General features: G+C 39.6%; 21 protein-coding genes, 2 tRNA genes and 1 other annotated feature. Of the genes, 4 read left to right on the top strand and 19 right to left on the bottom strand.

The window, feature by feature from the left end:
- Positions 1-161: 161 nt before the first annotated feature.
- Genes tatA through QNI29_RS00105 form a run of 3 tightly spaced genes read right to left on the bottom strand, consistent with a single transcriptional unit; the run spans position 162 to position 2857 of the window.
- Positions 162-353 (bottom strand): twin-arginine translocase TatA/TatE family subunit, encoded by a 192-nt coding sequence (gene tatA, locus QNI29_RS00115; protein ID WP_231419395.1) that lies wholly within the window; start codon positions 351-353, stop codon positions 162-164.
- A 26-nt stretch (positions 354-379) separates the two neighbouring features.
- Positions 380-2092, bottom strand: a complete 1713-nt coding sequence (locus QNI29_RS00110) for a GMC family oxidoreductase (RefSeq protein WP_231419396.1) — start codon at positions 2090-2092, stop codon at positions 380-382.
- Positions 2093-2107: 15 nt separating this feature from the next.
- A complete protein-coding gene (locus QNI29_RS00105) occupies positions 2108-2857 on the bottom strand; it encodes a gluconate 2-dehydrogenase subunit 3 family protein (protein WP_231419397.1) in 750 nt (249 codons plus the stop codon).
- A gap of 169 nt (positions 2858-3026) precedes the next feature.
- Between QNI29_RS00105 and QNI29_RS00100 the strand changes: the two genes are divergently transcribed.
- Positions 3027-3626: a hypothetical protein gene (locus QNI29_RS00100; RefSeq protein WP_231419398.1), complete on the top strand. Its 600-nt coding sequence runs from the start codon at positions 3027-3029 to the stop codon at positions 3624-3626.
- Between the two features lies 1 nt (position 3627).
- On the opposite strand, the gene QNI29_RS00095 is transcribed toward QNI29_RS00100, so the two are convergent.
- Together QNI29_RS00095 and QNI29_RS00090 are read right to left on the bottom strand one after the other, a co-directional pair.
- Positions 3628-4140, bottom strand: coding sequence for a site-2 protease family protein (locus QNI29_RS00095; protein ID WP_231419399.1), 513 nt, complete (start codon positions 4138-4140; stop codon positions 3628-3630).
- 137 nt (positions 4141-4277) lie between these two features.
- Positions 4278-4350, bottom strand: a tRNA-Arg gene (locus QNI29_RS00090).
- A gap of 210 nt (positions 4351-4560) precedes the next feature.
- Between QNI29_RS00090 and QNI29_RS00085 the strand changes: the two genes are divergently transcribed.
- Both QNI29_RS00085 and QNI29_RS00080 read left to right on the top strand, forming a co-directional pair.
- A complete protein-coding gene (locus QNI29_RS00085; RefSeq protein ID WP_231419400.1) occupies positions 4561-5199 on the top strand; it encodes a deoxynucleoside kinase in 639 nt (212 codons plus the stop codon).
- On the top strand, positions 5199-5879 hold the full coding sequence (locus QNI29_RS00080) for a deoxynucleoside kinase (RefSeq protein WP_231419401.1): 681 nt from the start codon (positions 5199-5201) through the stop codon (positions 5877-5879). The genes QNI29_RS00085 and QNI29_RS00080 overlap by 1 nt, the downstream gene beginning before the upstream one ends.
- Before the next feature lie 163 nt (positions 5880-6042).
- Here QNI29_RS00080 and QNI29_RS00075 read toward each other — a convergent pair.
- From QNI29_RS00075 to guaB, 6 genes are all read right to left on the bottom strand, one after another.
- Positions 6043-6135: transfer RNA gene (locus QNI29_RS00075), tRNA-Ser, on the bottom strand.
- Positions 6136-6439: 304 nt separating this feature from the next.
- Positions 6440-7714 carry a serine--tRNA ligase gene (gene serS, locus QNI29_RS00070; RefSeq protein WP_231419402.1) on the bottom strand — a complete coding sequence of 425 codons (1275 nt, stop codon included), beginning with the start codon at positions 7712-7714 and terminating at the stop codon, positions 6440-6442.
- A 57-nt stretch (positions 7715-7771) separates the two neighbouring features.
- Positions 7772-7991 (bottom strand) — a binding site (T-box leader).
- Between the two features lie 38 nt (positions 7992-8029).
- Positions 8030-8620: a pyridoxal 5'-phosphate synthase glutaminase subunit PdxT gene (gene pdxT, locus QNI29_RS00065; protein ID WP_231419403.1), complete on the bottom strand. Its 591-nt coding sequence runs from the start codon at positions 8618-8620 to the stop codon at positions 8030-8032.
- 21 nt (positions 8621-8641) lie between these two features.
- On the bottom strand, positions 8642-9526 hold the full coding sequence (gene pdxS / locus QNI29_RS00060) for a pyridoxal 5'-phosphate synthase lyase subunit PdxS (RefSeq protein WP_231419404.1): 885 nt from the start codon (positions 9524-9526) through the stop codon (positions 8642-8644).
- A 103-nt stretch (positions 9527-9629) separates the two neighbouring features.
- On the bottom strand, positions 9630-10961 hold the full coding sequence (locus QNI29_RS00055) for a serine hydrolase (protein ID WP_370635526.1): 1332 nt from the start codon (positions 10959-10961) through the stop codon (positions 9630-9632).
- A 249-nt stretch (positions 10962-11210) separates the two neighbouring features.
- Positions 11211-12680, bottom strand: coding sequence for an IMP dehydrogenase (gene guaB / locus QNI29_RS00050; RefSeq protein WP_231419405.1), 1470 nt, complete (start codon positions 12678-12680; stop codon positions 11211-11213).
- Positions 12681-12817: 137 nt separating this feature from the next.
- Here guaB and QNI29_RS00045 point away from each other — a divergent pair, with 137 nt between their 5' ends.
- Positions 12818-13771, top strand: coding sequence for a YaaC family protein (locus QNI29_RS00045; protein ID WP_231419406.1), 954 nt, complete (start codon positions 12818-12820; stop codon positions 13769-13771).
- A 33-nt stretch (positions 13772-13804) separates the two neighbouring features.
- On the opposite strand, the gene QNI29_RS00040 is transcribed toward QNI29_RS00045, so the two are convergent.
- The 8 genes from QNI29_RS00040 to dnaA all read right to left on the bottom strand — a co-directional run bounded on the left by QNI29_RS00040 (position 13805) and on the right by dnaA (position 24088).
- Complete coding sequence (locus QNI29_RS00040) at positions 13805-14893, bottom strand: HD-GYP domain-containing protein (protein WP_231419407.1); 1089 nt, start codon at positions 14891-14893, stop codon at positions 13805-13807.
- A gap of 89 nt (positions 14894-14982) precedes the next feature.
- A complete protein-coding gene (gyrA, locus tag QNI29_RS00035; RefSeq protein ID WP_231419408.1) occupies positions 14983-17520 on the bottom strand; it encodes a DNA gyrase subunit A in 2538 nt (845 codons plus the stop codon).
- A 147-nt stretch (positions 17521-17667) separates the two neighbouring features.
- Positions 17668-19593, bottom strand: coding sequence for a DNA topoisomerase (ATP-hydrolyzing) subunit B (gene gyrB, locus QNI29_RS00030; RefSeq protein WP_231419409.1), 1926 nt, complete (start codon positions 19591-19593; stop codon positions 17668-17670).
- 53 nt (positions 19594-19646) lie between these two features.
- Entirely contained in the window at positions 19647-19919 is a 273-nt protein-coding gene (remB, locus tag QNI29_RS00025) for an extracellular matrix regulator RemB (protein ID WP_231419410.1), read from the bottom strand.
- A gap of 9 nt (positions 19920-19928) precedes the next feature.
- Entirely contained in the window at positions 19929-21047 is a 1119-nt protein-coding gene (recF, locus tag QNI29_RS00020; RefSeq protein WP_231419411.1) for a DNA replication/repair protein RecF, read from the bottom strand.
- A 29-nt stretch (positions 21048-21076) separates the two neighbouring features.
- Complete coding sequence (yaaA, locus tag QNI29_RS00015; RefSeq protein ID WP_231419412.1) at positions 21077-21298, bottom strand: S4 domain-containing protein YaaA; 222 nt, start codon at positions 21296-21298, stop codon at positions 21077-21079.
- 111 nt (positions 21299-21409) lie between these two features.
- Positions 21410-22552, bottom strand: coding sequence for a DNA polymerase III subunit beta (gene dnaN / locus QNI29_RS00010; protein ID WP_231419413.1), 1143 nt, complete (start codon positions 22550-22552; stop codon positions 21410-21412).
- 183 nt (positions 22553-22735) lie between these two features.
- Positions 22736-24088 (bottom strand): chromosomal replication initiator protein DnaA, encoded by a 1353-nt coding sequence (gene dnaA, locus QNI29_RS00005; RefSeq protein ID WP_231419414.1) that lies wholly within the window; start codon positions 24086-24088, stop codon positions 22736-22738.

Genomic DNA, 24088 nt, shown 5'->3' with positions numbered 1-24088 from the left:
CAAACTGCCGGAAGTGGCGATTAGCCACTGCAGGTAGTTTGCTTATCTCGCTAGCCTTTACCTGCCGGAGCTAGACATTAGAAAAGCCCAAGCGGTTTGGACAAAAGGAAAACATTAAGAAATAAAAAAGCCAAGTACAAAAGGATGTACTTGGCTTTACATTATTCTTTTTTAGGTTCCTGTAATGATTTAGGTTCCTCTTCATCTTCTAGCAATTCTTTTGTAGACTGTTTAAATTCAGCTAATGTCTTCCCAAACGCTGCACCGATCTCCGGTAACTTTTTGGGGCCGAATAAAATGAGCGACAATACTAAGATGAGCACTAAACCAGGGATTCCGATTTGAGGAAGCATAGGGCTTCACTCCTTTTGTTTAGAAATTAAACGAGAGAACCACCATTTTTACGATATTTCTTAATCCCCTCAGCGGCACGATAGGCAAGTGCGCCTACTGTATCTGTTGGGTTTACTCCTCCATTATGAGCAAATGCTGAAGCTCCTACGACGAATAAATTCTCCGCATTCCAATGCTGCAAGTAGTTGTTTACAACAGAGCTATTTGGATCAGCCCCCATTATGGCACCACCCGTGTTGTGGGTGGTCTGATATGGCACAATGCTATAGTCTGTTAACTCTGGGTTTGGAACCGTCTTTGAGGCTCCCATTTTCTCAGATATTTCTGCAGCCTTTTTAGTAATGTACTTTTGCAGATTCTTATCTTGTTGGGTAAAATTATACGTCATACGTAATAAAGGTAGACCATAGGCATCTTTATAGGTTGGATCAAGATCTAAGAAGTTTTCCTTATAAGGTAAGGAAGCACCTTGAGAACCGATTGTGAGTGTGCGTGTATAATATTTAATCGAATTATTTTTAAACTCTTTCCCCCACCTCGGTGTATCAGGAGGTGTTGGATTATTTGCTATAGGTCTCTTACCTGTTTGCGTAATGGAAACGACTCCGCCATGAATGAAATCAAGATCAGAATGGTCAAAGTTATCCCCATAAAAATCGTTAATCGAAGTACCAAGGGCACCGGCACCCATAAAAGTGTTAAATTGCTCCTCTTCATAAAAACCGGTTGCACCAGGAAGAATCTGATAGCAATAGCTACGTCCCACAACACCTTTACCTGTCTTAGGATCATACTTCTTACCAATATTAGACATTAGCAAGAACTTAACATTATTCATCACGTAAGATGTTAGGGCCACAACCTCAGCAGGCTGGATAAATTCCTCTCCGCTTTGAACATCTACGTATTTCACTCCTGTTACTTTATTTCCATCGTAGATGATTTCTGTCACGTTAGAGTGATAGCGAATTTCATAATTCCCTGATTCTTTAGCGGCTGGAATAACAGAGATCACCGGATCAGACTTTGCTCCGTACTCACATCCAAAACGTTCACAGAAGGCACAGTATTGACACGCATTAATTTGCATACCATATTGGTTCTTGTACGGTTCAGATAAGTTAGCAGAAGGGATTCGATATGGCTTGTACCCCAAATCCTTTGTCGCTTTTGTAAACTTATCTAATGAACGAGTACTTTTCATTGGAGGGGTTGGATAAGGATTGCTTCGCTTTCCAGCCATAGGATTTTCCTCGCCTGAGATGCCACATGCTTTTTCAAATTGATCATAGTAGGGCTCTAACTCGTCATATGTAATGCCCCAGTCCTGAACAAAATAGCCATCTTTAATTTTCCCTTTTCCATACTTCTTCTCAGTCATAGATTTGATTTCAAAGTCATAAGGGAAAAAGCGATAGGTTTGTCCGTTCCAGTGCACACCAGCACCACCTAAATTCTCTCCTAATAAGAAGGAACCTAGTTGACGCATAGGTAGAGCGCGCTGCTTACGATTATTACGGAATGTAAGGGTCTCTTTAGATGTATCCTGCATTAGCTCATAGCGAAGCGCATAACGCAGTTCATCGTGACCATGCAAGTAATCTTCTGTTGACCTTTCTTTCCCTCTTTCAAGTCCTACTACCTTCATACCATCTTTCGCTAACTCTGCTGCTAAAATACCACCTGTCCAACCTACTCCTACCGTTACTACATCAACCTTTGGCAACGTCTTTGCCATATGATCTCCGCCTTTCTATTTATTCAACATAGAATGCAAGCTTTGCGGCTCTATATCTACAAACTTATCGCTCTCGATTTTACCGATATAAGACATTTGGGCACCTGGGAACTGCTTCATCTTCCAGCCTTCCATATTGCGGTTTCCACTATACATTGGATCTGCATAAACTCCTTCAATCGTTGCTGCTCGCATCATCTCAAAGAACTCCGCAGAAGTTGTACCACTTATCTTCACATCATCATTTTCAAAAGCCGTTAAGATCTTATCCTGTTCTTCTGCGCTTAACTCTTGGAAGCTCTTCTCATAATCAGATTGGGCCTTTTCTTTTAACTTCTTAATGCCCACACGGAAGATCTCCCCGCGGTTCATACGAGACTGATATCCTTGTGTAGGCTCGCCCTTGTAGAAAGGACCTTGCATGTATTCTTTAGTATTATTGCCCCAAGGACCTGCAAGTTGATGATCAATAAAGAATGGTACACCTAGCTTAATAGCCCCCGGACCATTTTCATCTTCTGGAAAAATCCGCTCACAGCTTGAAGCTAATACACGGAAGTCATCACGGTTCGTAAAGAACATAAAGGCATCATTGAATTGATCTTCACTTCCACCATTCGTTTGACTATTTTTGGTTTTAGGGTCATCCTCCATTACTTGCATAGTAATCAAACTAGCAATTAACCCTCCACCGACTACACCACCTGCTGCATAACCGCTTTTCTTTAAAAAGTCCCGGCGACTATATTTCTCTTGCTCGCTCATGTGTAGACCTCCCTTAAATGTTTTGTCTTCAGTATTCCTCTAGAAAATACTGTTATACTTTCCAAAACAAAAAAGATACTTAAAAAGTTTTAAGCATCAGTCAAAATATGTTAATATTTTCTATGTTATAGAAAGAAATAAAGATCGTTAGGGTTCAGGGGGAATTCATTTGAAAGCCATGATTGGACAAGATACAAAGCCAATAAAAGTTGGTATGATCGTCATTTTTGTAATTGGGAGCTTCTTCTTTCCACTCTTTCTTGTAATCTTCTTTCAAGATATCTTCTTCTTCTCAAGAGAGCACATTTACTTCCAGCCTTTATTCGCTGCCTATGCCTTTTTCTTTGCGGGATCCATGTTAATGGCTAGTACGGTCGTTTTAGATCTTCTCTACAATTCCAAACGAGAGAATAAAAATTTAAAACACCGACCGTGGATGTTTTTCATCGGTATACCTGTGGTTATTTTAACTTGTGCATTAGGAGTAAATAGTTACTTTTACTTTGATCCAGAAGGACTTCACTTCAATGAAGCTTTCACACTGGAGCGTCATGATATGGAGTGGGGGGATATAGAAGAGGTCATTAAGGTAACAACACGTGAGAACAATACCATTACATTAAAAGAACACGAGTTTATCGGAAAAGACGGAACGCGGTTTACGGTTCAGAATGATCGGGACTTCTTTGACTACCGTAATAAAATTTATGCCTATATAGAAGCAAATGACGTGCCAATGAGGACAATTTTTATTGAGCCAGAGGAGTAAATCAACAGTTTAACTCCTCTTCTGCCCATTTTTCCTTTTGGAAAGTCGCACGCTTCCCATCCTTTAACATTTCAAATACCACTAAACCGTTGCTCGGCTGTCCATCGGGATAACGCATTGGAATCGCATCAAACATAACAAAGTAAATGGAATAATATACAAATAGATTCCAAAACTTCTGTCCCTCTATAAGATCATAATAAATGAGTGCGTTTACGCCAATAGCGGCTAAAATATTAAAAATCATTGGGCCGGCATAGACCAGAATATAGTGAAAGCGTGTATTCTTTTCAAGGCGCTCGAACTGGCACCAGCTATAGAAGAAATAATATTTACGAAAGCATAATCGTCCGATTTGTAAAATCGGCTTTCCACAGCCGATATCTAACGTTTGGTTTTTCGCTTTAAACAAGACCGCGAAGAATAAGTGTCCGATCTCATGAATCATAGACACAATGGGCAATATAATAAAAATGGAAACCATTAAGTACAAGATATCGTATAATCCAAACAAGTTTAATGCCCCCTTCACGGAAAATAATCATGTGAATGGGATTCCTTTTTATCCAAGACATTAAACTAGGAACACTATCCTAAAATAGGAAATAAAAAGAAAAAGCTGTCCAGAGTTGGACAGCTTTTTCTAATAGATGACCCCGGCAGGATTCGAACCTGCGACACAAGGTTTAGGAAACCTATGCTCTATCCCCTGAGCTACGGAGCCATGAATTCCTTTCCCTATTATATAAAAAAAGAACGATTTTGGGAAGTCTCTGCACTCAGCTCAATACATGGTATACAACCAACTGGCACAACCTACATATGGAATCAATTTTAAAGAATATGACCGTTACTTACGTCCAGTGATTATGATAAAATGTAGTTTGTCTGTCTGAACGTATAGAGTAATACTGTTGGCGAAGGAGGAGGAGAGATGGGGAATACTCCCTTTATTGCAGTAGAAGGTCCAATTGGGGTAGGGAAAACATCCCTGGCACAAAAATTAGCCACCCAATTTGAATATACCTTATTAAAAGAAATTGTCGAGGAGAATCCGTTCTTAGGGAAATTCTATGACAACATTGAAGAATGGAGCTTCCAGACTGAGATGTTCTTCTTATGCAATCGATTTAAGCAGTTAGAAGATATCGAAACTTACTATTTAAATCAAAACCGACCTGTGATTTCTGATTACCATATTTCTAAGAATTTAATTTTCGCTGAACGTACACTAAAGGAAACACAATATAAAAAATATGTTCAAATATACGATATCCTCACAAAGGATATGCCTCGTCCGAATATGATTATTTACTTGCATGCCAGTCTAGATACACTCCTAGAACGTATAAGAATGCGCGGCCGTGAAGTAGAGCAAAATATCCAAGCGAGTTATTTAGAACAATTACTTCATGATTATGAATTATTTATGGAGAAATTCGAGCGTGAACATCCAGATATTCCTGTAATCCGTTTTAACGGAGACAACTTGGATTTTGTCAAACACCAGGATGATCTAGACTACATGATTCAAACAATCGAGAATCACTTTAAAAAAGGGGAAGTTATATAATGAATGCACGTAATCAATATGGCATTCCACATGATGCTGTCATTACGATCGCCGGCACTGTTGGTGTTGGTAAATCTACCATGACAAACGCTTTAGCCAGAGCTTTAAATTTCAGAACGTCATTTGAGAAAGTTGATACGAACCCTTATTTGGATAAGTTCTACAACGACTTCGAGCGTTGGAGCTTCCATTTACAGATTTACTTCTTAGCTGAACGTTTCAAAGAGCAGAAGAAGATTTTTGAGTATGGTGGCGGCTTTATCCAGGATCGTTCGATTTATGAAGACACTGGTATCTTCGCAAAAATGCACTACGAAAAAGGTACGATGAATGAAGTAGATTATAATACCTACACGAACCTATTTGATGCAATGGTTATGACACCATACTTCCCACATCCTGATCTTCTTATTTATTTAGAAGGATCATTTGATGATGTGGTAAGCCGCATCAAGGAACGCGGTCGCCCAATGGAACAACAAACACCAGTAGAGTACTGGGAAGAAATGTTTGGGCGTTATGAGAACTGGATTGATGACTTCAATGCATGCCCTGTCCTTCGTCTTAACATTGCCGATTACGACGTTGTAAATGATGAGAATTCCATTGAACCCATTTTAGAGAAGATTGGACATTTCATTCAACAATCCCGCAAGTGGCGCTCTCGCCAACTTACGTAAAAAAAGAGTGAGCTTTCCTTTTTAAAGGATCTGCTCACTTTTTTTATATCTTAATTTTGACTCACTATAATAAGCCATTAAAAAAACCTCAGTGATAACTCACTGAGGTTTGATCTATATCGTTAGTGATTTTTCAATCTCCAATTTTTACGCGCATAAAAAATGGCGGAGGAGGAGGGATTCGAACCCCCGCGGGGCGTTAACCCCCTGGCGGTTTTCAAGACCGCTCCCTTCAGCCAGACTTGGGTACTCCTCCGTAGCGACATTTAATAATATAACATTTAGTATTATTAAAGTCAATGATTTTCAACAATATCTTTTAAAATGTTGAAAACTGTTGGTTGCCTCTTACATCGGCTGAAAACAACCACAAAGAATATTGTATCTGAATTATATATAAAAAACAAGCCTTTTATTAATTTTTTTATAAAAAGCTAGTATGTTCACTGTAGTTTACCGTTGTCTCCGAGCAAGCCCAAGCTCTTATCAAACGTAACGGCCCCATAATCGCCCAATAAAAAAAGAGCTCGTGCAAGCGAGCTCTTTTTTTACTTCTTCATTTATTTGATTACATCTTTCCCACCCATATACGGACGAAGGACTTCTGGAACTACTACCGTTCCATCTTCTTGCTGGTAATTTTCTAAAATTGCAGCTACCGTACGTCCAAGGGCTAAACCAGATCCATTTAAGGTATGAACGAATTCAGGCTTCCCTTTCTGATCGCGTCGGAAGCGAATGCCCGCTCGACGAGCTTGGAAGTCTTCGAAGTTAGAGCAAGAAGAGATTTCACGATACGTATTGTAACTAGGCAGCCATACTTCAATGTCATATTTCTTAGCAGCTGTGAAGCCCAGATCACCTGTACACATATCCATGACACGGTAAGGTAGTTTTAACAGCTGAAGTACTTTCTCTGCGTGCCCTGTAAGCTGTTCAAGTGCGTCATAAGACTCTTCAGGTTTTACAAACTGCACAAGCTCTACTTTGTTAAACTGGTGCTGACGGATGAGTCCACGTGTATCGCGGCCAGCAGACCCTGCTTCTGAGCGGAAACAAGCACTGAATGCGACATATTTTCGTGGTAGGTCCTCTAGAGAAAGGATTTCTTCGCGATGGTAGTTTGTAACAGGTACCTCTGCTGTAGGTGCAAGGAAATAATCCCACTCTTCTACTTTAAAGGCGTCTTCTTCAAACTTAGGAAGCTGCCCTGTACCTGTCATACTTGTCCGGTTAATCATATAAGGAGGTAGCATTTCTTCATAACCATGCTCCTCTGCATGCAAGTCCATCATAAAACTCATTAGTGCACGTTCCAAGCGAGCCCCTAATTTCTTATAGAAAGTAAAACGACTCCCTGTTACCTTGGAAGCTCTCTCAAAGTCTAGAATATCTAAATGATCCGCTACATCCCAATGGGCTTTAGGATCAAACGTGAATTGAGGTAATTCTCCCCACTCACGAGCAACGATATTATCATCCTCATCACTTCCTACCGGTACGCTTTCATGAGGAATATTCGGGATCGAAAGAAGAAGAGTTTCAAGACGTTCTTCAACCTCTTTTAACTCTGTATCTAATTCTTTAATGCGATCTCCTACTTCACGCATTTCCGTAATTAAATGATCCGCATCTTTCTTTTCTTTTTTCAAAGCAGAAATATCTTTAGATACTTCGTTTCGTTTTGCTTTTAGTTCCTCTGTTTCGCGAATAAGCTCACGACGACGTTCATCCAATTCACCAAATGCGTCTAAATCGGATAAGTCTTCCCCACGATTTTGAAGCTTATCTTTTACTTCATCAAAATGATTACGTAAGTATTTTAAATCTAGCATTGTTGTTGCCTCCTCAATAATTTGTACATACAAAAAACTCTCGTCCTTAATCAATTGATTAGGGACGAGAGTTGTATATTCCCGCGATGCCACCCTTATTGAAGGTATCTACCTTCCGGCTCACTTTACAGTAACGATGCGTCAGCACCGGACATGCTTACTTAGATTCGGCATATCAGCTCGAGGATGGATTGGCAACGCACCTTCACTGGTTCTCACCGACCACCAGCTCTCTTAAGAAGTTAACGTTGTTACTAGTTCCTGTCATCACGTTTCATATAAATGTTGTTATGAAGAAGAATAGCGAATTTTTGACTAAGATGCAAGTGTTTTCTTGGATTCTTCCACCATTCTTACAAAATGTTCCGTTAAACGATGATCATCTGTTAATTCAGGATGAAAAGCACATGCAAGGTAATGCCGATCCTGAGCTGCAACGATTTTATCATTTTGCTTGGCAAGGACTTCAGATCCGTCCCCTACATCTACAATATAGGGTGCCCGGATGAATACGGCTTCATACCCTTCAGCAATCCCCTTAATATCCAGATGGGCTTCAAAGCTTTCCCTTTGGCGACCGAATGCATTTCGTTCTACTGTCATATTCATTAAGCCAAGATGCGGCTGATCTTGGCCCTGAATATCAGTAGCTAACAAAATTAAACCAGCACAAGTTCCAAAGATAGGTTTACCACTTTGCCCAAACTGTTTTAAAGGCTCAAGAAAATTGTACTTATCAATTAGACGACGCATGGTTGTACTTTCGCCCCCAGGCAAAATTAGGCCGTCAATATCGTTTAATTGTGATGTACGTTTAACAATAACCGCTTCAGCTCCGCTCGCTTCGATAGAGCGGACATGTTCACGAACTGCTCCTTGTAAACCTAAGACACCAATTAAAGTCATGATGTATTCCCCTTTTATTCATTACATACTACGGTCTTGCATACGATCAGAAGGTTGTAGAGTAGACATCTCCATACCCTTCATTGCCGTTCCAAGACCTTTAGATAGCTCTCCAATTAACTTGTAATCATCATAATGAGTTGTCGCTTCTACAATAGCACGAGCGAACTTCTCTGGATTATTGGATTTGAAGATCCCAGAACCAACAAAGACTCCATCTGCTCCAAGTTGCATCATTAATGCTGCATCAGCTGGTGTTGCAATACCACCTGCAGCGAAGTTTACAACAGGCAGACGCCCTTCTTCCTTAATTTGAATAAGGAGTTCATATGGGGCTCCGATGTTTTTAGCATAAGTCATTAATTCATCTTCATTCATGCCAACTACTTGACGAATTTGAGATTGTACTTCACGCATATGACGTACCGCTTCTACAATATTCCCTGTACCCGGTTCACCTTTTGTGCGAAGCATGGAAGCACCTTCGCCAATACGGCGTGTTGCTTCACCAAGGTCGCGACAACCACAAACAAATGGAACGGTATAATCATTTTTCTTAATATGATAGACCTCATCTGCTGGAGTAAGTACTTCACTTTCATCAATATAATCTACGCCCATTGATTCTAATACACGAGCTTCTACCACATGTCCAATACGTGCCTTAGCCATAACTGGAATGGATACAGCGTTCATAACTTCTTCTACAATCGTTGGGTCAGCCATGCGGGCTACGCCACCTGCTGCACGAATATCTGCCGGAACTCGCTCAAGCGCCATTACAGCAACCGCTCCAGCTTCCTCTGCAATTTTAGCTTGTTCCGCATTTACAACGTCCATAATGACGCCGCCTTTTTGCATTTCCGCCATACCTCTTTTTACTCGATCTGTACCTGTTCTTGACATGAATATTCCTCCTAGTCCAAATGTGCACATAGTATTTATAGGACAGCTTCTCCTAAAGATATTGTATACCAAACCACTCTAAAAACCTACATCATTACTAGGTTTAAAACCATCCTTTTACAGTATCTACAACACTCGTAAAGATATCAGCAAAGAAACCAGTAATAGCGCCAATCATAAGCATGAACCAGTTAGATTTCTCTACTTTTTCTTGTGTTACAAGATCAACGCTTTCTTTTTGCTCACCATCAGAGGTGATATATCCGAAATCTTTCTCACTATTGACTAGTTTTACAGAACCGACTTTTTGTCCCTTTTTAATCGGGGCAGTCAATTCTTTTTTGTCGTTCAGAACTGAGTCATCCAACTTGTATTCCACGTTGTATTGATCTTCCGTTCCTTTCTCAATCATAGTCGTGAGAGGGGCATTAGAAGCAATTTCAACTGTGTCTTGCTTCCCTTTTGTAACAGATAAAGTCTTTTGATCTTCTATCTGATATTCGTTAGGGTATAATTCTTTCTTTTCAAACTGGTTGAATCCATAATCTAGTAGTTTTCTCGTTTCTTCAAAACGAGCTTCCTTACTATCCGTTTTCATGACCACTGAAATCAAGCGCTGATCACTGCGCTCAGCTGTACCCGTGAAACAGAATCCAGCTAAGTCCGTCCAACCTGTTTTAAGTCCATCCATGCCTTCATATCCATATTGTGATAAATAACCCGGCATATTTGGCAACATCCAGTTCCAATTCTGAATTTCCTGACCATCAAATTCTGTGGTCGTCATACTGGATATATCCAGAGCTTCTGGGTAATCATTAATTAAACGGTAGGCAAGTAATGCTGCTGAACGAGCAGACATTAAGTTATCTTCGTCAGCGCCAGTTCCTTCCGGGACATTATTACCTAAATCAGAATTAGCCAGCCCTGTCGCATTGACAAACTTTGCATCAGGGAGACCCATCTGGTCTGCTTTTTCATTCATCATCTTAACGAAATCGCCTTCTGAACCTGCAACAAGTTCAGCTAATGCAATAGCTGTAGCATTATCTGAGTTAATAGCCATCGCTTCATAAAGTTCTCGAACCGTGTAGTCTTGATTTTGCTTCAATCCAACTCCAGAGAAAGCTGGATCTGCAGAAATGCTATAAGGGTAGTCTGTAATTTGGGTCGTCGTGTCCCAACTAATTTTCCCTTCATTAATGGCTTCAAGTACTAAGTATTCGGTCATCATCTTTGTCATACTAGCGGGTGGCAATGCTACATCTGCATCTTTCTCAAATAGAATTTTACCAGTTTCTGCGTCTACTAGAATGGCAGTTTTAGCTTGCACATCTACCGCTGCTGAAGTTGTAATCGGTTTCGTCAGCATGGAAGTAAATGTTACAAGTACCATTATTAACAATAGAAAAGGTACTTTTAATCTAGTTTTCAACGTCCTTCAACCTCCAAAAAGATAGTATACATATGACGTTATTTTATCATAGGACGACTTAATAGAGAAACAGACTTTCCACCCGTTATGACGGAACTGAGCCGTATATACCTCATTTTAAGTTGATCCTGGTCGTATGTAGAACCTTATAGTTGTATGTTTAGTTGTTTCCTCCATAAAAGACAGAGCTCAGAATATGACAAACTGAGCTCTGATCCAATGAATGTTTAATTTTAAAAAAAGAAGGTATTAAATAGAGTAGTTCGGTGCTTCTTTCGTAATTTGTACATCATGTGGATGGCTTTCACGTAAACCGGCATTGGTAATACGAGTAAAGCGAGATTCGTTACGGAAAATGGTTAAGTCAGAAGCGCCACAATATCCCATGCTAGAACGTAGACCACCAATCAGTTGGTGTACCGTATCAGCTAGAGGCCCTTTATAAGGTACGCGCCCTTCAATTCCCTCTGGAACCAATTTATTTGCTTCTGAAGACTCTTGGAAGTAGCGATCTTTAGATCCTGACTTCATCGCACTTACAGAGCCCATTCCACGATATACTTTAAAGCGTCTTCCTTGGAAGATCTCTGTTTCACCTGGACTTTCAGATACACCAGCAAACATACTTCCAATCATAACGGCATGGGCACCGGCTGCAAGAGCTTTGGCAATATCTCCTGAGTACTTAATTCCCCCATCAGCAATAACTGGAATGCCGTGCTGTTTGGCTTCTAAAGCACATTCGTAGACGGCTGAGATCTGCGGGATCCCGACTCCAGCTACAACACGGGTTGTACAAATAGAACCAGGTCCAATTCCTACTTTAATAATATTCGCCCCTGCTTCAATTAATTCGCGGGTTGCTTCTTGTGTACCGACATTACCCGCCATAATATTTAGGTGTGGGTAAAGCTTACGAACAGACGCTACTTGGTCAATTACACCTTGTGAATGACCATGAGCTGTATCGATTACGATAACATCAACTCCTGCATCAACAAGCTTTTGAATACGTGTGTCAGCATCAGCTGTTACGCCTACAGCCGCACCTGCTAGAAGTCGTCCAAATTCATCTTTAGCTGAATTTGGGAATTCAATGACTTTTTCAATATCTTTGATTGTAATCAAGCCTTTTAAAACCCGGTTATCATCTACTAGTGGAAGTTTTTCAATCTTGTAGGTTTGAAGGATCTTTCCTGCTTCTTCAAGCGTTGTTCCAACAGGAGCTGTAACGAGATTTTCGCTTGTCATAACTTCAGAGATCTTAATAGAATAGTCTTGAATAAAACGAAGGTCACGATTTGTAATAATACCAGTTAACTGTTGGTCTTGTTCGTTATTCACGATTGGTACGCCTGAAATACGATATTTCCCCATTAGATATTCAGCATCATACACCTGATGTTCTGGCGTTAAGAAGAAAGGATTTGAAATGACGCCACTTTCACTTCGCTTCACACGGTCCACTTGCTCTGCCTGCTCCTCAATGGACATATTCTTATGAATAATACCAATGCCGCCTTGGCGAGCCATTCCAATTGCCATTTCTGCCTCTGTCACCGTATCCATCCCTGCACTAATCAGCGGAATATTCAGTTTCAAACTAGAGCTTAATTCAGTTTTTACTTCTACATTCCTTGGTAATATGTCTGATTTCCCCGGGATTAAGAGTACATCATCAAATGTTAAACTTTCTTTAGCGAACTTATCTTCACGCATTTCATTACCCTCCTGACACGTATTCATGTTTTCTTGTGATTTAGGACAAACTAAACCTATAAGTTGTTATATTGTAGATTACAATACGTTATTAAAAAGGGTTTTTCAACTGTTTTTAAGGAAGTGGGGCCTCTATTATGAATATCCGAAATATTCTGTCCATTTATACAAATCTTCAATCTGCTCCTTTCGCCCAAAGTTACTTACAACAATGTTATGCCCCCATTGATGTAGATGCTGAACGAAAGAGTTATGATAACACCTATCGGTTAATCTATTATTTAGAACATGGCCAAACTTTTTATAAGCAAGGAGAGGAGTCTCCATTATCGATTCAACCTATTCTATACTTTTATGGAATGGCACAGTTTATTAAAGCTGCGCTCTTAACCGTACGTCCAGATTATCCTGAGTCAACGAGTGTTTTAGCTCACGGGGTAACAAGTCGCAAACGAAAAAAGCAAAATTATTCTTTTCTTCAAGACGAAGTGAAAGTTCAACACAAAGGACTCTTTTCTTATGTCGCCGAGCATATGTTTCACATGGAACAATCTTCTAAAGAAAAGTTTACAATGAGTGAATTACTCTCAAGGATTCCAGAAATGGGTGAGGTGTATCGTTTCCAAAACCACCCCAAAAAAGGATACTTTATTGGAAGTATGGGAGCAGATACGCTCACTTTCCCCCTTTCTATCCTTGATGATTACCACTGGTCTGAGAATTACTTCAAACAACATATTCCATCTATTATTACTGAAGGAAACCATGTCAGTATAGAAAATAACTCAATAAATGTATCTCTGAAATCACCCTTCCGTACACTTCACCACCCTTATATTTACGTCAATCAAGAGGATGATCGTTTATTTATATCTAACCATCGTTCATTACAGTATCCTTTTCCTGAACTCCTGTCTCACTATTTGGTTTTGTATAATTTAAGCATGCTTTCCCGCTATGAGACTGAGTGGTGGGGAGATATTCTTCATTCCTACACAAGTGAGGACTTGGTGTATATTCGTACGTTTCTAGAAATAACAAAGACAAAGATTCCATGGCTAATAGCCGACTTTCTTCACTCTCACCTATAAAAACGTCCCCCTTACTTCTAAGGAGGACGTTTGTCAGGAGATAATTTCTTCGATATAAATTTCCCGGTGGAATTTAAGATGAATAATCTCATCGTTGTGCTGTAGTCGAATCATAGGTCTTGTTGGATATTTGGATTCAATAAAAACGATCTCTGCTAATTGGTTATTTGTTAAGCGTATCTTCATCCCTGAAGATAGGCTAGTCATACTCTGAACGAGTGTTTGAGTAATAGTAGGATCAAACTTCCCAAATTGTTGATGTAGAAGTTCTTCTAATACCTTAAAAGGAGACTGTTTAGATCGGTAGACCCTTTCTGAAGTCATTGCATGATAGAGATCACTCACAGCAATTATTTTCCCATATGTATGCAATTTATCCTGCGAGATACCTAATGGATACCCACTTCCATCAAGGCGCTCATGATGTTGCAGCACAGCGAGACGAACTTCATTTTTTAAAGCCGGAATGTTTTCGACCATTCTATAAGAATAAGTCGGGTGCTTTTTAATTTCTTCGTATTCGTAAGAAGTTAGTGATCCCCTCTTTGATAAAAGCCCTTCATCAATTTTCGCCATTCCACAATCACTTAAGAAACCTGCAATCCCAACTTGAATGACCTCTCCTTTAGAATAGTTCAGCTGATCTGCTATTATGGCTGACAATAGGGCAACAGCAATGCCGTGATGATAAAAGTAATCATCTTTACTCGTGAAATGATGCAAAGAGTAAATTTCATTTTTATGCTTTGGCGCTTGTTCAATTAAAGGGACAATTACTTCCCTAACACCAGGCATATTAATAGCAAATCCAGCTTTCCACTGGTGAAACATCTTCTTATAGGCCTGAACGGCCTGGAGATATTGTTCTGTAAACGGAGGTTGCTCTGTTTCGTGAACAGCCGATATTTCTTGTGGCTGATTATTACTTTTTTCAGGTAAAAAAGAACTTCCGTTTGAAAGTTTTTGTCCAACTTCCACTTCATCTACTAAGAACTTGTGCAGGACCGTAATGTGAACAGGCTTAATCACTGTATTCTTTGTCACAATTGGACGATTTGTTTTCCCCATAACATCTCTCATTACAATACAACCAGGAATTAACTGGTCAGGGTGCACACGCATGTTTTTCCCCCTCCACTATAACCATTTCCACTAAATTGGAACTCATTTTGTGTAAAAAAAAGGAGATGTATGTACATCTCCTTTTTTAGTTACTCATCTTCTGATGTTGAGTCTTCTTCGATGATTGTTTCTTGCTCTGTAGAAATGCCTTCAATAGCTTGTTCACTTGCTTCTTCTAACGTTTCTTCTTCTTGTTCTTCAGTTTGAATACGAGCCACCGTTGCTACTTCTTCGCCTTCTTGAAGACGAATTAAACGTACGCCCTGTGTGTTACGTCCGGTTTGAGAGATGCTCTCTACACCCATTCTAATAAGCACACCAGCTGCTGTAATAATCATAACATCTTCTTCACCTGTAACAGCTTTTACAGCGACAACGTCACCATTCTTCTCAGTAATATTACAAGTACGAATTCCTTTACCACCACGCCCTGTAATACGGTACTCATCGGCTGGTGTTCGTTTACCGAACCCTTTAGTCGTAACGTTTAGAACTTGAAGGCCATCTTCAATAATCTCCATAGAGACAACTTCATCTTCATCTCGTAATGAAATTCCTTTCACCCCAGCTGCTGTACGTCCCATTGTACGTACATCTTCTTCTGGGAATCGGATCAGATAACCGCCTTTTGTACCAATCATAATATGCTTATGACCATCTGTAAGACGGACTGAGATTAATTCATCATCTTCACGGAGGTTCAGCGCAATAAGTCCACCACGGCGAATATTAGCAAAGGCAGATAACGTAGTACGTTTAGAAATACCATGCTTCGTTGTGAAGAATAAATACCAGTCATCAGCAAATTCTTCTACAGAAATTACAGCATTAATCCACTCATCTTTCTCAATTTCTAACATATTAATGATTGGAATTCCTTTTGCTGTTCTGCTGAACTCAGGTACCTCATACCCTTTAGCCCGGTAAACCTTCCCTTTGTTTGAGAAGAATAAAAGAGTGTTATGAGTGGATGTTGATAGTAAGTGTTCTACGAAATCATTTTCGTTGGTTCCCATACTTTGAACACCGCGTCCTCCTCTTCGTTGTGAGCGGTATGTGGTCGCAGGGAGACGTTTGATATAACCCTGGTGAGTAACCGTTACAATCACCGTCTCTTCAGGAATCAGATCCTCATCCTCGATAAAGTCTGTTCCACCAGCTATGATTTCTGTTCGTCGCTCGTCAGAGAATCGTTCTTTTACTTCTGTTAATTCTTCTCTTATAATCTCAAGAACTTTTTCGTCATCAGCTAGAATAGCCTTTAGTTCTGCAATCAACTGAACAAGTTCTTCATATTCTTTTTCAATTTTATCGCGTTCTAACCCAGTTAAACGTTGTAAACGCATGTCTAGAATCGCTTGAGCTTGCTTCTCTGAGAGCTCGAAATTCGTCATAAGGTTCTCACGAGCAATGTCAGTCGTTTCAGATTCGCGAATTAAAGCAATAATCTCATCAATATGATCCAACGCAATTCGTAAACCTTCTAGAATATGTGCGCGAGCTTCCGCTTTACGAAGCTCATATTCTGTACGACGTCTGATGACAACCTTCTGGTGTTCTAAATAATGTTCTAAACATTGCTTTAGATTTAATACTTTCGGTTGCCCATCTACTAGTGCAAGCATATTAATCCCGAAGGATGTTTGAAGAGCTGTTTGCTTATAGAGGTTATTTAAAACAACGTTTGGATTTACATCTTTACGAAGTTCAATAACAACGCGCATTCCTTCACGGTCTGACTCATCACGTAAGTCCGTAATTCCATCAATCTTCTTATCACGAACAAGTTCGGCTACTTTCTCGACAAGCTTAGCCTTATTCACTTGGAATGGTAGTTCTGAAACCAAAAGACGGGACTTCCCGTTCTTCATTTCTTCAATATCTACTTTTGCACGAATGGTAATAGACCCTTTTCCTGTTTCATAGGCTTTGCGAATACCACTTCGCCCTAAAATTTGACCAGAGGTCGGAAAGTCCGGTCCATATATATAATCAGTCATTAGTTCATCAATAGTAATCTCACTATTATGACTGACTGCTAAAACGCCATCAATGACTTCCCCTAAATGGTGTGGAGGAATGTTAGTAGCCATTCCCACCGCAATACCACTTGCTCCATTCACAAGTAAGTTAGGGAAACGGGCAGGAAGAACAATAGGTTCTTTCTCTGTCCCATCATAGTTATCCGCATAATCAATGGTATCTTTGTTGATGTCACGCAGGAGTTCCATTGAGATCTTGGACATTCTTGCTTCTGTATAACGCATTGCTGCGGCAGCATCACCGTCTACAGAACCAAAGTTTCCGTGGCCATCTACCAGCATCGCGCGGTAGTTAAAATCTTGTGCCATACGTACCATAGAATCATACACAGCAGAGTCACCATGAGGGTGATACTTACCAATAACATCCCCTACAATACGTGCTGATTTCTTATAGGCCTTATCTGAGTGCATACCTAAATCATGCATCGCATATAGAATACGGCGGTGCACAGGCTTTAATCCATCTCTTACGTCTGGTAAAGCACGGGACACAATAACACTCATGGCATAATCCATAAAGGATGTACGCATCTCTTGGCTAATATTGATTTCTTTTACGTTTGGGCGTTGTTCATCCGCCATCGTGATACCTCCTATTCAATAAGGAAAAGAGAGCTCTACAGCCTCTAAAGTTCATTCATCTGTTCTCATTTCTCTTGCTTCAAGCTTACAAGCCGAACCACCATAAGAGGGTTCGGCTTGTGTAAGTCCATGAAGCATTTCTTTATCTTAAACGTCTAAATTCTTAACATACTGGGCATTATCTTGAATAAAGTTACGACGAGGCTCTACTTTATCTCCCATTAAGATCTCAAACACTTCATCTGCTTCCATAGCATCCTGGAGACTAACTTGAAGCATTGTACGCGTTTCAGGATCCATTGTAGTCTCCCAAAGCTGCTCTGAGTTCATTTCTCCAAGACCCTTATAACGCTGCAAGCTAGGCTTAGGCTGCTTAGACAGCTGGGCTAGAGTAGCTTCCATTTCTTTATCGTTAAAGGCGTATTGAATAGCTTTCCCCTGTTGAATTTTATAAAGAGGTGGCTGGGCGATATAAATATAGCCATATTCAAGTAGCGGACGCATATAACGATAGAAGAATGTTAAGAGCAATGTTCGAATGTGCGCTCCATCGACATCCGCATCCGTCATAATGACAATTTTGTGGTACCTTGCCTTTGTAATATCAAATTCTTCTCCAATACCCGTTCCAAGCGCTGTAATAATAGAGCGAACTTCATTATTGGATAGGATCTTATCTAAACGGGCCTTCTCAACGTTAATAATCTTACCTCTTAAAGGAAGAATAGCCTGGAAATGGCGATCTCGTCCTTGCTTAGCAGATCCACCTGCTGAATCTCCCTCTACCACATACAACTCACTGATCTTAGCATCTTTAGAAGAACAGTCAGCCAACTTACCTGGTAGGTTAGAGATTTCTAACGCACTCTTACGGCGCGTTAACTCACGTGCTTTCTTAGCAGCAGATCGTGCTCTAGAAGCCATAAGCCCCTTTTCGACGATCATCTTCGCTGAGTCAGGGTTTTCAAATAAAAACTTAGAGAAATACTCATTAAAGATATTATCCGTGACAGTACGGGCTTCACTATTTCCTAGTTTTGTTTTGGTTTGTCCCTCAAATTGAGGATCTGGGTGCTTAATGGAAATGATTGCTGTAAGCCCTTCGCGTACATCATCACCTGTTAGATTCGGGTCTGTTTCCTTAAACATTTGGTTCCGACGGGCATAATCATTAATAGCTCTTGTTAAAGCTGTTTTAAATCCGGATTCGTGTGTTCCGCCCTCATAGGTATTGATGTTATTTGCGAAAGAATAGATGTTACTTACAAAGCCATCATTGTACTGTAAAGCAATTTCCACACTGATGTCTTCACTTTCATTCTCAACATAGAAAGGCTCATGCAGTCCTTCACGAGTACGGTTTAAATGCTCTACATAAGAAACAATACCACCCTCGTAAAGAAAATCTTTTGCCCCTTGTTCTTCATTACGCTCATCATTAATCGTAATGCGAATCCCTTTATTTAAAAACGCTAACTCACGAAGTCGGTTAGCTAATGTATCAAAATTATACTCTCTTGTTTCGTTGAAAATCTCAGGATCTGGGGTGAAGTGAATACGTGTACCCGTTACATCCGTTTCTCCAATTACCTTCAGATCTTCTTGAGGAACACCTCTATGATACTCTTGGTAATGAATTTTACCATCCAGGTGTACATATACTTCTAAACTGCTCGATAAGGCGTTTACCACGGAAGCTCCAACACCATGGAGACCACCTGATACCTTATAGCCGCCGCCACCGAACTTACCACCAGCGTGCAGTACCGTTAGAATAACCTCAACAGCAGGACGGTTTGCCTTTTTATGCATACCTACAGGAATCCCGCGTCCGTTATCTGTTACGGTAATGCTATTGTCCTTCTCAATTGTTACAGTGATGTGATCGCAATAGCCTGCTAGTGCTTCATCGATACTATTATCAACAATTTCCCAAACAAGGTGATGAAGTCCCTTTTCGTTTGTTGAACCAATGTACATTCCTGGACGTTTCCGCACCGCTTCTAAACCTTCAAGCACCTGAATTTGACTCTCATCATATGCCTGTTGATTTGGTAGATTTTCTTCCCTCATCAGTCATTCACCTACATTTCTTTCCCTAGGTTATATTCTTTCGTTCTCCTGAATCATTCTGCAAAGTCTTCGATTTTGTTCAATGTTGAAGTCATGTTGGCACGTTTTTTAAGAGTAAAGACAGAAAGTGGACTGAAGTATATATAGTCTCTCGTTATAACAATTGACTTTGCCTCCGCATTTGGAGATTCAAAGACTCTTTGGTTCAATCGCTGATTTTGAATCATTTCCTCTACGATTGAAGATGAGCTTAGCAATTCAAAGTCAATAATCGAAATAACGTCTCCTGATTCAATAACATGATCTTCCCCAATATGAATAAACAAACTTCCACCTCAATTCGCCCTGGTTACGCTACCTTCCTGAACGTAGAAAACATCCGCCTTTTTAAGTGTTTCGTGCTCAATGCCGTCTACACTTGTCGTAGAAACAAACGTTTGAACCTTTCCCTGAATGGTATGCAATAGATGGGATTGTCTATAATCATCTAATTCACTTAATACATCATCTAAAAGCAAGATCGGATACTCACCAACCTCACTATGAATTAACTCAATTTCAGCTAGTTTCAGTGATAAAGCCGTCGTACGTTGCTGACCTTGAGAGCCATAGGTTTGTACGTCTTTTCCATTCACATAGAAAATTAAATCATCACGATGTGGACCAATTAAAGTAGTTCCACGTTCTAATTCACGTTTTTCTATTTCTTGAAATTTTTCTTGAAATACCCTTACAAGCATAGACAAATCCATATCTTTTGATACGTCAGCTGTAGGATTATAAGCAATTTCAAGTTTTTCCAGTTGGCGGCTAATTCCTTCGTGTATTGGCAAGGCCCAGTCTCTAAGTAGCCCCAGAAACTTAAATCTTCTCTGAACAATTGTTGCAGCATGCTCAATAAGTTGGTCAGTTAATATTCGCAACATCGTTAAATCAGGATTTTGTTTACGCTGGTACTCTTTTAATAAATGATTTCGTTGCTTTAAGATTTTTTGGTACTGTCCCAAATGATAAATATAAGCAGGCTGAATTTGTCCAATCTCCATATCTATAAAACGACGACGAACCTGAGGATTCCCCTTTACCAGGTTTAGATCTTCAGGTGCAAACATGACAATATTTAATGCGCCTATATAGTCGCTTAAACGTTTCTGCTCAAGATGGTTAAGCTTTGCCTTCTTACCCTTTGTTGACGTTACAATTTCTAATGGGAAATGGCGTTTTCGCTTAAACACACTCCCTTTAATTTTAGCATACTCTTGGTCCCACATGATAAGTTCTTTATCACGGGGAGTTCGATGGGATTTTGCAAAAGCTAAAACGTAAATAGCTTCCATAAGGTTAGTTTTTCCTTGAGCATTCTCTCCAATAATAACGTTTACCTTATCATCAAACGTTATATCTAACTGCTCATAATTACGATAGTGTTTTAATGTTAGTTGTTCTAAATGCATAGGGAGTCCCCTTCAACTTAATTGGGAAATTAAGATTCTGATACAACCTTAAAGGTACCTACACCTTCAACCTCTACAAGATCTCCAATAGATAGTTTCTTACCACGACGATTCTCTGGCTCACCATTTACAAAAACTGGGTATTCGGATAAAAACCATTTAGCCATACCTCCAGTTTCAATAACATTGGCAATTTGTAAAAATTTACCTAAAGGAATCATATCAGTTTCTATTTCAATAGCTTCATACATTATTTTTTCACCCTAATTCCAGACTTGACCTTCTACCTATTTTACTAAAGATTTGTCCATAAGAAAAGCAAGGGATGTCATCCCTTGCTTTTTATTTGCTAAATGGAGAAATTAATACGTTCGAACAGGTAAAATAAGCTGTAAAATTTGATCATTCTCATTTGGTCGAATTAAGAATGGACGCATAGCACCAGTAAACTGGATGTTTACTTTTTCACAGTCGACAACTTTAAGTGCATCCATCATATATTTCGCGCTAAAGGAAATTTTTAAATCTTCCCCTTCTAACGATTCCGCTGTTACTTCTTCTACAACATTCCCTACTTCAGGGGAATTACTTGTAATCTCCACACGGTTGTTTTCTTTTGTGGTTAATTTGACCACACTATTGCGATTTTCTTTTGCCAACAGAGATGCACGATCAATAGACTGAAGCAATTCTTTGGTATCAATGAACACCGTTGTTTTGACTTCATCAGGAATAAGTCTTGATGTTTCTGGATAATTCCCGTCTAGCAAGCGTGATAAAAAGTACAAGTGCTTTGTACGGAATAAAATTTGATTTTCTGTAACGCTGATTTCAATGGTTTCTTGAGAATCATCAAGAATTTTGTTGAGTTCTGTCAGGCTTTTTCCAGGGATAACAACATTCTCAAATGATAAAGGTTGAACGTTGTCACCCATTGGAATCTTTCTAGAAGCAAGACGATGACTATCCGTTGCAATAAAGTATAAATCATCGTTTTCCACTTTCATGTTTACACCTGTCAAGATAGGGCGTGTTTCTGAGGTGGACACCGCAAAGACCGTTTGTCGAATTAAGTCTTTTAGTAAATCAATCGGAACTTCAAAACTTTGGTTGGTTTGAATTTGCGGCAAGTGCGGGTATTCTTCAGCGTCTTGGCCATTTAAATGGAATTCTGCACTACCAGAACGAATATTTACGTTGAAGTGATCATCAACCTCGATTTCTACCGTTTGTTGAGGTAACTTGCGAACAATATCCGGGAAGTATTTAGCTTGCAATACAATACTGCCTGGTTCGATGTTCTCAACCAAAACAATCCCATCTTCTTCAACAGGGATAAAGGATTCAATAGTGACATCAGAATCACTACCTGTAAGTTTTACCCCGTATTCTGTAGCTTCTACTTTCATTCCGGTAAGAATAGGAATAGTCGTTCTAGAAGATATAGCTTTCATAACATCTTGAACGCTGTTCATTAATTGATCGCGTTGAATTGTAAATCTCATGAATCGAATCCTCCTAAATGGATCTTCTTTAATTATATTTATTTATAAAAAAGGTCGTAGTAGTCGTAAGGGCTGTGAATATGTGCATAAGTGGTTTCATCGCTATAACTGTCAGGTTTTCCACATGTGGATAGACTGTGAGTAATTTTTGGAATAACTTTAATGGATATCCACAGACGACATTTACGATTTAAGTGTTTCTTTTAGATCATCTAAGTCTTTTTGTAACTGCTGATCTTGGCTAAGCATCTTTGAAATTTTTTCATGAGCATGGATGACGGTAGTGTGATCGCGTCCTCCAAACTCCTCTCCTATCTTCGGAAGAGAGTAATCCGTCATTTCCCTTGATAGGTACATAGCGATTTGCCTTGGATAAGCAATGGTTTTGGTTCGTTTTTTCGCAGCGAAATCGTCAAGTTTAATATTATATTTTTCAGCTACAACTTCTTGTATAGCTTGAATGGTAATGACTTTAGGCTTGGAGCTTGGAATAATATCCTTTAATGCTTCAGCTGCTAATGAAGCATCAATATCTCTATTAATCAGAGATGAGTAAGCTACAACTCTAATAAGTGCGCCTTCTAGTTCGCGAATGTTGGTGTCGATTTGATTGGCAATATAAAGCATAACCTCATTCGGAATATCTAGACCTTCTGCTTTAGCTTTTTTGCGCAAGATGGCAATACGTGTCTCAAGATCAGGTGGGGTTATATCCGTAATGAGTCCCCATTCAAATCGAGAACGCAAGCGGTCTTCTAAAGTAGGAATTTCTTTAGGTGGTCGATCACTTGAAATGACAATCTGTTTATTCTCTTCGTGAAGTGTATTAAAGGTGTGGAAAAATTCTTCTTGGGTTTGTTCTTTTCCCGCAAGGAATTGAATATCATCAATTAATAGCACGTCTACATTGCGGTATTTGTTGCGGAAATTAACGGCTTTGTTGTCTCTGATGGAATTGATAAATTCATTTGTAAATTTCTCTGAAGAAAGATAAACCACTTTAGCAGATGGATTATGATCAAGAACATAATGGCCAATTGCATGCATGAGGTGTGTTTTCCCTAACCCAACACCCCCGTATATAAATAAAGGATTGTATGCTTTTGCAGGTGCTTCAGCTACAGCGAGTGAGGCTGCGTGAGCAAAACGGTTTCCTGATCCAATGACAAATGTATCAAACGTATACTTAGAATTTAGCATGCTTTGAGGCGATTCCTCTTGCTCATTTTGTTCCATATTCTGAACCTGTTTCATGGCTGGTTTCACTTCGTCAGGAGTTACATCTTTTGCTTCAGGAATAATAAATTTTGTTTGAAGCTTTGCTCCTGTTACTTCAAATAAAGCATCAGAGATTAACTTAGAATAACGGCTTTCAAGCCAATCCCTAGCAAATTCATTGGGCGCTACGATAATGAGCGTATCATCTTTAAGAGAATCTGCTTTTGTGCTCTTTAGCCAGGTTTCAAAGCTTGGTTTGCTGATTTTTTCTTCTATCTTTTTAAGTGTGTTGTCCCAAAGCTCATTGATATTTTCCAA

This window comes from Pontibacillus chungwhensis (assembly GCF_030166655.1).
GTDB lineage: Bacteria > Bacillota > Bacilli > Bacillales > BH030062 > Pontibacillus.
The sequence above is the reverse complement of the archived record's forward strand: the minus strand, read 5'-3'. Positions and strand labels throughout refer to the sequence as shown.